17 protein-coding genes are annotated in these 12,960 nt (G+C 38.3%); 6 read left to right on the forward strand and 11 right to left on the reverse strand.

Going from position 1 to position 12,960, the window contains the following annotated elements; translation table 11 throughout:
* Positions 1-403 precede the first annotated feature (403 nt).
* Both DYY65_RS10220 and DYY65_RS10225 read left to right on the forward strand, forming a co-directional pair.
* Complete coding sequence (locus tag DYY65_RS10220) at positions 404-592, forward strand: hypothetical protein (RefSeq protein WP_162477861.1); 189 nt, start codon at positions 404-406, stop codon at positions 590-592.
* Positions 593-1,864: 1,272 nt separating this feature from the next.
* Positions 1,865-3,151 carry a DEAD/DEAH box helicase gene (locus tag DYY65_RS10225; protein ID WP_236561789.1) on the forward strand — a complete coding sequence of 429 codons (1,287 nt, stop codon included), beginning with the start codon at positions 1,865-1,867 and terminating at the stop codon, positions 3,149-3,151.
* Between the two features lie 953 nt (positions 3,152-4,104).
* Here the strand turns inward: DYY65_RS10225 and DYY65_RS10230 are convergent.
* The 6 genes from DYY65_RS10230 to DYY65_RS10250 all read right to left on the reverse strand — a co-directional run bounded on the left by DYY65_RS10230 (position 4,105) and on the right by DYY65_RS10250 (position 7,145).
* Complete coding sequence (locus tag DYY65_RS10230; protein ID WP_162477863.1) at positions 4,105-4,407, reverse strand: hypothetical protein; 303 nt, start codon at positions 4,405-4,407, stop codon at positions 4,105-4,107.
* Between the two features lie 492 nt (positions 4,408-4,899).
* The gene (locus DYY65_RS12775; RefSeq protein WP_255457511.1) at positions 4,900-5,028 is read right to left on the reverse strand and encodes a hypothetical protein; all 129 of its coding nucleotides are present in this window, start codon (positions 5,026-5,028) and stop codon (positions 4,900-4,902) included.
* The gene (locus DYY65_RS12575; protein WP_162477864.1) at positions 5,018-5,335 is read right to left on the reverse strand and encodes a hypothetical protein; all 318 of its coding nucleotides are present in this window, start codon (positions 5,333-5,335) and stop codon (positions 5,018-5,020) included. Before DYY65_RS12575 ends, DYY65_RS12775 begins: the two co-directional genes overlap by 11 nt.
* A 186-nt stretch (positions 5,336-5,521) precedes the next feature.
* Positions 5,522-6,001 carry a DUF72 domain-containing protein gene (locus DYY65_RS12780; protein ID WP_162477865.1) on the reverse strand — a complete coding sequence of 160 codons (480 nt, stop codon included), beginning with the start codon at positions 5,999-6,001 and terminating at the stop codon, positions 5,522-5,524.
* On the reverse strand, positions 5,994-6,350 hold the full coding sequence (locus DYY65_RS13070; RefSeq protein WP_162477866.1) for a DUF72 domain-containing protein: 357 nt from the start codon (positions 6,348-6,350) through the stop codon (positions 5,994-5,996). Before DYY65_RS13070 ends, DYY65_RS12780 begins: the two co-directional genes overlap by 8 nt.
* Before the next feature lie 231 nt (positions 6,351-6,581).
* Positions 6,582-7,145 (reverse strand): hypothetical protein, encoded by a 564-nt coding sequence (locus tag DYY65_RS10250; RefSeq protein WP_162477867.1) that lies wholly within the window; start codon positions 7,143-7,145, stop codon positions 6,582-6,584.
* 241 nt (positions 7,146-7,386) lie between these two features.
* Between DYY65_RS10250 and DYY65_RS10255 the strand changes: the two genes are divergently transcribed.
* A complete protein-coding gene (locus tag DYY65_RS10255; RefSeq protein ID WP_162477868.1) occupies positions 7,387-7,698 on the forward strand; it encodes a hypothetical protein in 312 nt (103 codons plus the stop codon).
* Between the two features lie 110 nt (positions 7,699-7,808).
* Here DYY65_RS10255 and DYY65_RS10260 read toward each other — a convergent pair whose 3' ends face one another.
* The 3 genes from DYY65_RS10260 to DYY65_RS10270 all read right to left on the reverse strand — a co-directional run bounded on the left by DYY65_RS10260 (position 7,809) and on the right by DYY65_RS10270 (position 9,378).
* A complete protein-coding gene (locus DYY65_RS10260) occupies positions 7,809-8,126 on the reverse strand; it encodes a hypothetical protein (RefSeq protein ID WP_162477869.1) in 318 nt (105 codons plus the stop codon).
* A gap of 120 nt (positions 8,127-8,246) precedes the next feature.
* Complete coding sequence (locus tag DYY65_RS10265) at positions 8,247-8,660, reverse strand: hypothetical protein (protein WP_162477870.1); 414 nt, start codon at positions 8,658-8,660, stop codon at positions 8,247-8,249.
* Between the two features lie 271 nt (positions 8,661-8,931).
* A complete protein-coding gene (locus DYY65_RS10270; protein ID WP_162477871.1) occupies positions 8,932-9,378 on the reverse strand; it encodes a helix-turn-helix domain-containing protein in 447 nt (148 codons plus the stop codon).
* 266 nt (positions 9,379-9,644) lie between these two features.
* On the opposite strand from DYY65_RS10270, the gene DYY65_RS12785 reads away from it, so the two are divergent.
* A complete protein-coding gene (locus DYY65_RS12785; RefSeq protein WP_255457512.1) occupies positions 9,645-9,779 on the forward strand; it encodes a hypothetical protein in 135 nt (44 codons plus the stop codon).
* 420 nt (positions 9,780-10,199) lie between these two features.
* Here DYY65_RS12785 and DYY65_RS10275 read toward each other — a convergent pair whose 3' ends face one another.
* Together DYY65_RS10275 and DYY65_RS10280 are read right to left on the reverse strand one after the other, a co-directional pair.
* Entirely contained in the window at positions 10,200-10,535 is a 336-nt protein-coding gene (locus DYY65_RS10275; RefSeq protein WP_162477872.1) for a hypothetical protein, read from the reverse strand.
* Positions 10,492-11,061, reverse strand: coding sequence for a class I SAM-dependent methyltransferase (locus DYY65_RS10280; RefSeq protein WP_162477873.1), 570 nt, complete (start codon positions 11,059-11,061; stop codon positions 10,492-10,494). Before DYY65_RS10280 ends, DYY65_RS10275 begins: the two co-directional genes overlap by 44 nt.
* A gap of 503 nt (positions 11,062-11,564) precedes the next feature.
* Here DYY65_RS10280 and DYY65_RS10285 point away from each other — a divergent pair.
* Both DYY65_RS10285 and DYY65_RS10290 read left to right on the forward strand, forming a co-directional pair.
* Complete coding sequence (locus tag DYY65_RS10285) at positions 11,565-11,726, forward strand: hypothetical protein (RefSeq protein WP_162477874.1); 162 nt, start codon at positions 11,565-11,567, stop codon at positions 11,724-11,726.
* 464 nt (positions 11,727-12,190) lie between these two features.
* Positions 12,191-12,532, forward strand: coding sequence for a hypothetical protein (locus tag DYY65_RS10290; RefSeq protein ID WP_162477875.1), 342 nt, complete (start codon positions 12,191-12,193; stop codon positions 12,530-12,532).
* Positions 12,533-12,960 lie beyond the last annotated feature (428 nt).

The following is a 12,960-nucleotide window of genomic DNA, read 5'->3' on the forward strand; positions in this document are numbered from 1 at the left end:
ACATGGGTCAAAATTTCACTTAATGTAGAAAAGATGACAACAGACAAGACAAGTGAAGTTGAAAATGAAATCCGAGAGAATGAGTAGTTTTTTAATCATAAATTAATGAAATCTACTAATAATTATCTGTTGACTGGACTTTGCTGTAAACATGCTGATCATCTCTAACTGGTGAGTATTAAAAATCTCATTCTGAACGGTAGAGTCAAGACTATTTATTAATGTGCATGTAAGTAATAGATTAAACCAACTAAATTAAAAGGGAACCACCGTTAACGACTGATGTATATAGATTGTCTAATGTAGTAAAGGATGGAGATCTGCAGCAATCCATATCTTCTATATCTAATGGAAATAAAATGTCGTCATAATTACAATAATTAATAAAGGGTTCAAAATCTCTTTGCCATTTGTAGTGGTGGGTATCACAGGCGCAAGTATACATGACATGAAGGCTACAATAAATACACTAGATGCCGTGATAGTTCAGAGGCCATCTTGTAAACATGTAAACAGAATTTATGCCTGGATAGATAAAGGATATGATTTTCCAGAGATAGAAAAAGAAGATAATTCCACCAATAGTAGATAATTCCACATATACGTCATAGAGGCGAAGAACAGTTTATAGAGCTAAGATATTGGAGATCAGTTGTAGAAAGGCAAATACTTCATAATAGATTCAGAAAGTTACTAGCAATATACGAAAGGAAATCAGAGAACTATCTCATATTAGTATGCCTAGCTTGCGGTATTACCGTCTACTACAGAGGGACAATTTTGGGATTGGCTCCAAGGTGAAAGGTATAGCAATAGTACACAGATTTGAAAGCAAAGCTGTCAAATCCAATCCTTTAAGAAACCTTTATAAGAAATTTAATAAGTATACTTACATATAACGGTTTTAGAGTGCTAACACTAAACGATCTAGGTTACGATACGAAGAATAATGTATTTTATATTAAGCCATCGATTACTGAAGCGAATCAATCTCAGACAGCCGATGAATCAAATCGCTCATAACGAGTTTAGGTTTTTCTTGTCTATCTCAGATGAGTAGGCCCAGAAAGTGTCAGTGAGTTTCAAGTCCTATTATTAGCATTTTCTTATACTACACCTTTTGATTTTAATCAAAAGAATTATTTATTTAGTTTTTGTATGGTGTAATGACACTTCGCTGCCAGGTTTGCAGTATTGATTTAAAATGCTCTAACATTCTCTCTGCATAGACTTATGGCTTATTTTTATAAAAGCTGAATAGCCTATTTGAATAGTATACGGCCATTACGGTAATTATCTGACAAATCTGTTTCTGCTTATTTGCTATAATATACCTACAAATGGAAGGTGTTACTTAGCCTGCATTGGTCACACTTTCTTGAAAACGGCTTCAAACCATTTGGTACAATGGTAGACATGTGTTGCCTATGTGAGTCATATAAAACATCGTGTTAAAATATAAACTTACATTTATGTGACATTTACATATTATAAATCAACTTCTGCCTTGCATTATAATTGTTAACACATTTAATTGTCTGCCTAGTACTTATCTCGAGAGCTAAAATATTATTCTCCCGTGACTTAATTATACAGTAAATATCGCAAGAAAGTATTCGTTTGGTGTCATTTTACACATAACTGACGGAAAACAGATATAATTTCTTCCTTACTTTGCAACCTGAGTCGGTTATACTATAATATTATTAATATCAATTATGTGATCAACCTGACAGAATGTAAAAAGAGGTACACTAAAAGGGCAGCTATTCGATTAACTAATGGTAATGTCCAGTGACTTTGTAAAGGGAGACCATTGATGAGAGCCACTACCAAAGCATCATTCACATTTCAAGAGCTAGGTATGAGTTCAATAATACTTAAAGCACTTAAAGAAAATGGATTTGAAGCTCCCTTCCCTATCCAAAAGGCGACTATACCACTTATTTTGCAAGGTTTAGACGTGATTGGACAAGCTCACACAGGAACTGGGAAGACGGCTGCATTTGCACTCCCAATTTTGACAAAGATCATAGCTAGTCCCGGCAGTCCGGTAATCCTTCAAGCACTCATACTTGTCCCAACGCGAGAATTAGCATTACAAGTTACTAACGAAATTAATAAATTTGCCAAGTACTCAGGAATTAGAACCCTTCCCATTTATGGCGGACAGAATATTAGATATCAAAGTAGTCAGCTAAGAAGAGGTATCCAAGTCGTAGTCGCAACCCCCGGCAGGTTGATTGACCATATAAATCGGCGGTCAATCAAGCTGAAGGAAATAAAGTACTTAGTTCTGGATGAAGCAGATAGAATGCTAGACATGGGGTTTATTGAGGACATCAGATTCATCTTGTCCCATGTGAATAAAGATAGACAAACATGTTTGTTCTCCGCCACGATGCCTCCAGAAATTATGAGAATAACCCAAGAATATATGTACCATGCCAAAGAGGTCATGTTGGACCAAGAAGAACCAAGTCTTGATACCATAGATCAATCTTATCTCATTATCCCTGAAAGGGAAAAATTAAAACAGCTTTACAATCTCATTAAGATGAGAGATAATAAACAAACAATAGTTTTTGCCGCTACCAAACAAAGGGCGCAACAACTGGCAAATGACCTAAAGCGTCAGTGTTTTAAAGTAACGGCTATTCATGGCGACCTCTCACAAAGGGAGAGAGATACTGCAATGTATAGATTTAAGACAGGTACTGATGACATACTTGTAGCAACAGATATTGCAGCAAGGGGAATTGATGTTCCGACAGTGGGACATGTAATCAACTATGATGTTCCACTTGAACCATTGATGTACTTTCACAGAATTGGGAGAACTGCACGGGCTGGTACGACTGGTAAAGCAGTAACCTTGGTAGCTCAGGATCGCATCGATGACTTTAATAGGATTCTGAAGAAAACTGAACAACCGATACAGAGTCTCAATGAGCAAATGAGAATAGCAATTCCTGCTAATCGAGGGCGTCCACATAAGAAAAATCAATCAAGGCATCATCAGAAACATAATACTGGATACATGAGCCGTAGAACTAGGCCTAGTAATAAGGAACAGAAAAGTAAATATCGAGACAAATTTAGAAGGAATAGTCGTACTCATAAGAACGTAAGTAACTGGTGGAGAAAGTAGCGCCTATAAATAGCGTATTGCAATAGATGGATGAAAAGTATTCTTTACCATACTATACATAATTCTCCGTCGCATCTTACACATCCCTTTCAATAAGATACTCTAAGACTTAAATCATTGACTAAATTCCCTTAATTTATGTATTTGAGCCAATAATCTGTTTGCGATGTAGTACGGAATCCGCCACCTGCAGAGAATACAAGTACTATTGCCAAGTACTATGGTAATCCTCCTTCCAAATCTTGACTATTGACAAAAGTCAGTCCACCCTCACTTTTTGTTTATTCATATGTAGACTTAGCTAATGCTTAGCTTTGGCTTTTGTGGCAAGCTTTGATACAGCATTATTAATTCATAGTGATACGAAAGAGGTAAACGGGAAGTCGGATAAAAGAATTATAACAGGATAAAAGTTAAAACAGAATTAAATCATGAACAAATCTTCAAACCCATCAATTTGTATTTATACTAATATTTGCAATCGGTTTAAAGGAAGATGAGACTTTTAGAGCAGTAACTAAAGTAGGAGATCACTATACAAGATTTGTTGATGCATTTGGGAATACCCTAATAACTAATGCTGAAAATGGTGTTGATCGGCAGAAAGAATTAAAGAAATGGATTGCTGTTGCAAAGAACTATGAATCCATATTTCTGGAGGTAGACCTTAAAGGTTGGACCAGTTCAAAATGATTTTTCAAAAATCACTAGATCTGCTATAATAGTGTATCTGTCATCAGCAGCTGTCTTTCAAATTCTTGCGATCTTGCTGAGGATGGTCACTATATCGACATGAGTGTTCGGTTGTTTCTGAAAATTTAATAACTACAGGAGTTACATGGTATCAACTAATATACTTAAGAGATGAAATAGTATATGTGTAGTCATTTACACATTGTCTTTTTATATGCTTAATTGCGACACGTCATTCAGACTTTTTAATCTAAAGGCTATTATCTCATGGGACTTTTTCTATCAAAAACAAGGGTAAGTCCACTTCTATTATTATATTTCATATAGAGTACCTCATCAATACCCATTGGAATTTGCGAGATATTCATACTACACATTGGACATCTCATTATGAGGCCTTTGTGATTAAAGCACATACAGGACCACAGACAATTATCGCATAGCTCAAGTATAATATCAGGAAATCTCTCCCCAGTAATCCTCTGTTGCTGTGCGTTCATATCTTCGTAAGGCATAATTAGGCTTTCATGTGAATTATCATATTTCCTATATTCTGTCTTCATTTCATTTCATTTCATTTCATCGTTCTACTACCAACTCCACCATATTCTGTCTTCATGCACATCCTATAAAAAAGCTCCAATAAGTCTACAACAGTCAACAGTCCAGCAGGATATTCAGCGGATGAAGAGAAATGACTGCATTTTGGCATAGGCCAGGATGCTACAAGAATACTGGTAATCCCCCCTCCCTCCTTTTGTAGCTCCTATATTTTTAGGACTAAAATTTTTCATTTCACTTAAGTTGGCCTGTAGAAATTTGTGTGAAAGGCTGGATTCTAAAGATACATCTGGTGAGATGAATTACAAAGATGGAAGAAAATACTGCAGAAGGTGTGAGATATTTTTACTTCACTTGGGAAACTCTGTCCTTGTGGTGGTATGGCTCTAAGAAAGTCACCAGCTGGAAGAAAGCAAAAAGAGAAGCTAAGATTGAGCAAATTAATATTATCTATAGATAAAAAGAAAACAAATGGAAATGGTACAAGTATAGCTTCAAAGGTCATCAGCTATACCTAAGAATTCAGGAAGAGTGCTTTGTTTAAAATCATCAGTTGGATATGCTAATTGTTGCTGTTGTGGTTCATGCTCTTCTTCCTCTTTCTCATCCTTATCATTTGGCATCAGATAATCCCAACATGTTTCTAGATATATTCGCCGTACCAGGACCAAATCCAGCGTAATGATTGTTTGCAGCTATGACATATACGTACATCTCTTTGAAGATTCTTGACGTTATTGGCCCATTTCTGCATCTCAGTAATCCTATCTGTTTGTATTCGACCAAAATCTTTTTCCTGAATACTTCTATCACCAATAAATCGCACATACAAAATCTGTCGGGATTATTGGTGGAGTTCTCGGCGAGTACACTCCAAACCATGTATATGTCTAGTCGCGTTGTTTTGAATGCTGCATCAATTGTCTCCAAAAGTGAAAAAGATTAACTTGCCATAGGCATCAAGAATGAATTATTCGAAAATCATCGCCGCGCCTTATGAGGTACGCGGTTCTAGCCTATGGCGTCACTATTGTATTCCTCTATTATTTAGGACTATTAGGAAAAAATAAGTTTCTTGTAGCAGAGAAGAGGGTCTGAAGAATATTTAAACATCGCTCAATTCAGGAAATCAGAAAGCGTACGTTGGTTTGAGTCTCGGGCTGGATATCGTACTTGTTCTTTCTCATCTTTGGTTTCCTTCCAAGTGGCTTCTGACAGCCCTAACATAGTCCGGAAAATATTAACAGTCCCCGGACTAAAGCCAGCATAATTGTTATTGGCCGCTACTATCGCGTGCCTGATCCTATCATCCTTTTGGACACTCTTTATCGAGTCCGCCCATTGCTGCATGTCTACCATTCTATCTATTTGTATTTTCCCGAAATCTTCGATGCTTCGGTCTACTATGAATCTGACATATAGAAAATCTGATGTCACAACTGGCGGGGACTTCATTTCAGCCAATTGGCTCCAGACCATGCAGATCTGATGGTCTGCAAAGAAAGAGTATGCCAAATCCTGAAACCATGATGGATGTCGTACTTCTACTGCATATCTAAAGCGTTGGTCTAAAATTGGAACTAATTCCCTATTCATGAATTTGCAAGGACGGAGGTAATTGAATCAATAAAGCCAAGATCTTATCGGAAAGGGGCCTAAATGCCTCAAAAAATTGGTCCAATTCTTTATCAACATTCTTTAATCTTTTTTCATGGGTTATCGCTTTTGGAAATTTCGCAGTGAATTTAAAATCCTTGGACGTCTTATTGGCCCAATTATTGACCATGAAGATATTGGGAATTTTATAAAATGAGGAGTCTATTTCAACATAATTAAAAACATGCGAATAAAAATTTAACCAACGATGATTCTCAGTACCGGAAGGGTAAAATGGACCTTCCCATGAGGTGTAACTCCACCCTGAGCATCCAATGTAATATTGCAATGTCGCTGGTTATTTTGTATAATAATTACAAGGTATTTTAAATAGCGGTCACATATACTAGGAACCATGTTTAGGAACATGTGTGAAACTTTATTAGGTCACGTGAATGAACATCCCTTACACATATCAGCAAATGTTGGCGCGGTGTAGCCGTTAAGAAAATTTGGGTTGTGCTGAATCACTCCCGACTTTAATCACAACATCAAAAAAGTGTATTTCATTCCTACTAAATTATTTGAATTCCCATTGCTTGACTATCGCATTTCCCGGTTTAACTGTCTCATCTTTGTAGATAGCTATTTTATTTCCTAAGTAAGCCAAGGTTCCAGTTGCTTTTGGGTAAAATATAGTACCAATGTCTCCACTAGTGCCAGGGGGGCCTATCCCTAGATAAACAAAAGTTGCCGTTCCATTCTTAGTTATGAAAATACCTTGTCCCTGTGAATGGTCTGCGCCACCAGTTAGATTCGTGGTGAAGACCGTGCCAGTGTCAGTAGCGTTTAATCCATTATTAAGCACAAAACTACCTGCATAGGATACTAGCAAACCATGTGTTCCATTAACAACTGATGGTTTCGGACTAGTTGTCTTAATATATTCCGTCCCTAATAAATGCGGAGTTCCAAGTGTAAGGTTAGAACTGGTAACCCCGGCGGTAGCATTTGTTGCGGCTGCTTTTTGAATAATCTGACTAGTGGTGATGATGGTAACAGAATTGTAGTGGGATACTATTGGCCATACTACAGCAGCTACAACTATTAAGACGACGTATAAAGAGATCTTTTCTGACCACATTACTCAAAAGAAAAAAAGTATACTAATAAAAGTTGCGTCATAATGATATTAGGAGGATTATTGCATCATGTTGTGGTATCAAATTCCATGCTTTATAGTACGGAACTTTTCATTTAGAGTATGCTGCAAAATATCATACCTCCCTACTAGTCCTATTAACCTATTCTGGCGCCCGGAACCGATCACGGCGCCGCATTCTGATTTAATACTGCTTATATAAAGGCCCTAATATTGATTGACAATGGTAAATCGCGAGATGGCAATAGTCGTAACAATTGCTGCAATAATGATTTCGCTCTTCGGTGTCATATTCCAAACACAAGGAGCATCAGAAACGTTACCACCTGACTTTAAATTACCTGTGGCAACTAAAAATACTGCCAGTCCACTTCCTTCTCATAAATCTCCTCCAACAGCCAATCCAGCAGGATCAAATATGACTGGAGCAGCTGGAAATACGACGGGAGGGGCACATGACTCATCAGTACATACAACAAATCCAGCAGCGTATAGTACACATGATTCTGGTCGTAGTATAAGAAATGTCAAGTAGTACGAAATTCTTCTGCGTCAAATCCTATCCCTAATCCGAGGAATAGTATGGGCATATAGTTCATCAATGCATACAGCAAATCCAGCAAGCTGGACCCATGTGATTCCTGGTCACATAGTTCCTACCATCTGATGAGATCTTGGGGCGGTCCCATTGAATAATTCGCCATGGGATGAATTACCGCGCCAATTATGACCATAACCCAAGAAATCTAGATCGTTTCTATATCTCTGTCCTTTAATTTTTCTTCGTTGATCCAGAAGATCCTCGGCGGTAGAAAAATCTTTGCCAAACGTCCCTGAATCTGTGAGAGCTTTCCTGACCCTCATAACAAGATCAACTGCAACTTGTTCTGGACAATATTCAAGCAGGTCCAGGGGCACAGAAACCGCTAGCTCAAAGATGGATTCTATTCCAGCACTTTTCAACTTGATGATCAGATTATGCCTGGAATAACGGGAATGATGTATGAAAAGAGGACGTCTGTAGGATCCGATTATTTTCTAACCTAAGGAAAAATTTAGTAGGATACTATGTCCTTGGTACTATCACATTATGCACCATATAACTCCGAAAGTTTCAACGCATGCTCCTGGCTTTTGGAAGCCGGGTGCCTCCTTAATATGAGCGGCCGCTAGTACATTTGATGCAGTCCAAGTAGCGTTTAGTGACGCAGCAACATTTTCTTTAATAGCTGTTTGATCCGCGCCTGGTGCTGCAGTTTGTCCCACGATTGAGTTTATCACTCTCATCAATATGGCTTGTAATTGATCAGGTGTCGCTTGAAAATCCATACTCGATCCCGAGGGAAGGATTAAGGTAATGTGTTTAGGAGTGCTTGGCGGATTGATTGGATCTTGATTAATTGTAGGTTGCGAGTAAGCTGTCGGGTTAAAACTGGCCAGTGCGAGCACTACAACGATAGACGTTGCCAACGTCATAACTATTTTAGATTTTTGCATATTCTTCAATTTAATAAGCACTATAAAAATGATGGTATACTTCGTGTATAATACATATTTCTAAAAAGTTTTACTCTAGAATCTTATTCCCAGAGGAGCGCTCAAATGGTACTCCAGGAGATAACATAACAAGATTATCTACCACATCTAATGTACCAGACACCATTATACTCTTCCAAGTATTTCTTACTTCGTAAGTACGCCTGATGAGGAATTGGATCAGGGTTCCGAAGGAATATGTTTCAGACATCTATGGCTGGTCAGCGTCTCTTCAAATCCTATCTACTGTTGGAACATAAAGATAGGAGTCATAACCGATTATTGTTATACAAGTGAGAGAAGGATGTTTTAGAAGACTACTGGTCCGAGCCATTTGGTTTGTGAGATCCAAGAGTCTTTGTGGCTCTTGTGACTTGGTAATGAAAGAAATTAATGATTCAATATGTTCGTGGCTCGTGCCTAATTTGCTAATGTAATTGTCGAGCCGTACTGAGGAGCTAAGCGCGCCTAAATTGATTCCTTGCCTCCTGCAACATATTGATAATTCTCTGACGGATTCATAGTCTACATCATCGATTTCTTTCCTCCATTCAGAGACAATGTCAGTCACTGTACCCGTGCCAATTTGATTATCCTCGGCTATCTTGTCCCTTGTATGGCCTTCTAACCATTCTTTGATCACTTGCTCTCTGATTTTAGTGCCAATGGCAGGTGGCATATCTTATAGAACCATGTTCTATGTCATTGTATTTAAATCTGTCAGACGGCTCGTCAAATGAATGGTCAGATGCTTTTGAATCAGGATTGAGATTATACAACTGATAAATTGGATTAGTTCATGTATTTCGTGGATCTGCCATATCAAAAACGCGCGCCCGATTTGATCAACGAAAAGATGATGGTCATGAATTATCACAATGGAATTTGATTTATTCAATAAGGCAATGACGAGACTTAATCTATTACATACGCGCCCCATCATCTATGGAAATAATCGAATCTGTTTCATGGGTCGCATTGGGCTTCATTCCAACACTGCTGCTACTTGAAACGTGTTATAGAGTGAGGATAGGGAGAAAGAAATCATTACTAAAGAAAGTACCACCATTGACAAGCTAGCAGAAAAATTAGGTCGGATCATAAAGCCGAAGGCATGGAAAATCCATTGCCCGCGGCCACTTTTATGATCTCATATTCGGCCCGGCAAGTCTGACCATTCTTCGTTATGCCTATTCTCGCTAAAGATAAATCACACGAGTATTATTCAATTTGTATCGAATGTATCTTTCTAGATGTTTGTACAAAATTAAAGAATGATTATGCGTACCTGTTCCTCTAGCTCTGTCCAAGCGCGCCCATTTAAGTTCATGAATGTCATCAAAATTATTCCTAGCATTGGTTATCCTTCGTAAACCATTCTAGGAGGTGGAAGTGTTGGGAAAAATCACCACCAAAATCGGCGCGGGATCCCAGTTAAAGTATAGGAGGAGAATGCGTGTTGGTAATAATCTCTGTCCATTTGAGTGTAAGTAGTGCGGGCTATGGCCGTGTACCGACCACACATATTGATTCATTATCCATCCTTATTGGGCCATTAGCAGCAGCTCCGTAATTTCTCGTCGCTTCTTCTGAGACTTTTCTCCAAACCTCTTCTTTTCTTCTGTCAGTCTGATTAGACAACGCATTACGAGCCGAAGCGCTAACCGCTTGACAGTAACGACAGTAATCTTCCCCAGATGCAAATTCAAATGTTACAACTACTGTCTCATTATTAAAATCACTAAATCCTGCTTTGGCCAGGGAATTTTTAAGCTTATTTGTATCAGCTAGGCTAAAGGGATTTGGAATTCCTACTGGGAAGTTGCACCTGCTCACCTATTACTCTGGTGGCCAAGTTGATAATTGGGACCTTAGGTGCATCGGCCCAAACTGCAGCTGCAAGTCGACCACCAGATTTTAGAGAGTTATATATTTTACTTATGGCAGTGTAGAGATTTGGCATTAGCATAAGTCCCCAGCGGCATAGCGCTGCATCAAATGATGAATTTAGTAGGTCTAAATTCTCAGCATCGCTTTCTCTGAACTCAATTATGTTTCGTAATCCTAAGGATGTAGATCTTTGTTTTGCGACAGCCAACATTTGTTCTGAAATGTCTGTAGCCAAAACTCGACCGCCAGTTCCGACAACCTTTGCAGCTGTCATTGCTGGCTCTCCAATTCCTGTAGCAATGTCCAACACTCTCTGTCCCGGTTTAATCTCGGCAAGCTCAACTAATCGGCGGCTGAGCTTCTGAGATCCTCTCTCGATGGGTTGCCACCATTCTTTCCATCCTTGAGCGACACTATTCCAACCTTGACGTTGATCCGTTTTAAACTGATTGGGGTCAAAAGTGGAAGCCATTTGATTACTATTCTATACGACTACATATAAGTTGCAACGAGTCCATAAGTAGTCATTATTCAATCATCATTTCATTTTTTCTAACAAATTTCCGATCTTTTGTTTACTCTCAGCATAACAATATTTCAAAGAGGCAAATAACTGATGCTACATCGCAACAAAAAAATCTTTGGGTACAGAGACTAGTCGAAAATTTAACAAAGGTACAGACACATCTCATACAACTAATCAAAGGTTTTTATATATCAGAACCCTACAGATCTCGTCTTTGAAAGGACTTCCAGGAATAAAGCGAAAATCTCTAGGGTTCTAGAGTTCCTTATGCCCACCTTGGATTAAAGTCTTTATAATCTTAAGATTCTTCCTACCCTAAAGTCAGTTTCTTTCTTTCCATATCTCTTCTTTCACAAGTGAAAAGAAGGATTGCTTGGGAGGTGCAGAACGGAGAAGTCACAATTGGGGCAATAGTAAATGTAAAAATGGATTAGTGTGCATTATGGATCATGAATAAGATGACGATTGCCTGTCTGGCGGGCATTGCGTTTGCTGGTGGACTAGGTGCTTGGTATGCAGTTAGTAGGTACAAGGGTAGAGAAAGAAAACGAGTCAGAAAAGATGGTAAGGAACAAGAATATGATGAGGCCATAGCAGAACAATTAGCCTAGACAAAGAAATTACCAGTAAAGAAAAGCATCATCTGTCACATCATAATCTCTCAGATTGTCAACTACGCTTGAACCCAACAAACAGGTTGAAATAGGCCTGCACTCCAACACTTGTTAACCCTATCTGTAATTCCTTGCTAGGGTTGCCGTAGACATTAAACCTGGTTATCTCAGATATATTATCGCTAATGCAGCTTAATTAAAAAAGGTTATATTTCTGATGATGACAGGTCAGCTGCAGATTCTAAAAATATGAACGTATTACGTGCGTTGACTGTAATTTGTCGATATGTAGCTGCAAAAGTACTTGTGGATTTAACTGGCCACGAGATATGGAGAGACAACTTTGAATCGACAAGTAGAATACAAATGGATATCTTATAGTCTGATTAGAAGTACTAGCAATTCTGTAAGACCAGTTTTCCTTAAACTATTATATATCTTATTTAATAACATATTATTGCATGGATTCAAAGGATGATAATGAAACTTCTAAAGCAGCAGGTGGAGAGTCAAGTGCCAATTATATGATCTCTGAAAGTGTGAAACAGCCTGAGGACAAAGGCAAAAAATCTGGTTTTAATATAACGGATAAAGTCAAAGAAAAGGTGACAGGGGCAGGGAGATCAGTTAAAGAGGGGCTTTCTTCAACCGGAAAAGATGATGTTGGCAGCGACACAGCTAGCGATCTAGATTCAGCACAAACCCGCCAAAGGAGTATAGGAGAAGCAGACTCAGATCCAAGCACGACTGGTCCAACAGAGAACCTGCGCCAAAAAAGCTTCAAAAATAACAAGCGAAGATGATTCAGAAGAGCCAGCTTAGTTGATTGGCTCTTTTTTATAGGTTAAAGATTTACATTCAATAGACTTTAAGATTTTAGCCCCTGTACTTTCGAGCTAAATTATCAGTTTAACAACGTAGTCTATGAAACTTAATGATCATAAAGAAAAGGAAGCTGAAAATATACCGACAAGTCCAACTTTATCAGTCATCTATTTGAACCTGGGGCATACCTCAGGATAGATGAGTATAGTAGTAAGGTCAGAAGTGAGTAAGAAGAAATGAACGACATAATATTTCCCTGTAAAAAATGTGGCAAAGAGTTCACGTCGTTAGAGTCCCTTGACAATACGGTTAGGGTTTCTGACAAAAATTCTGCAAATACAATTTCAGGCGCATCAGTTACAGGAAAAATTACAAGTCCATCATCTGGGATACTTAAGAAGCTTGA

Source organism: Nitrososphaera sp. AFS (assembly GCF_009898475.1).
Lineage (GTDB): Archaea > Thermoproteota > Nitrososphaeria > Nitrososphaerales > Nitrososphaeraceae > Nitrosopolaris.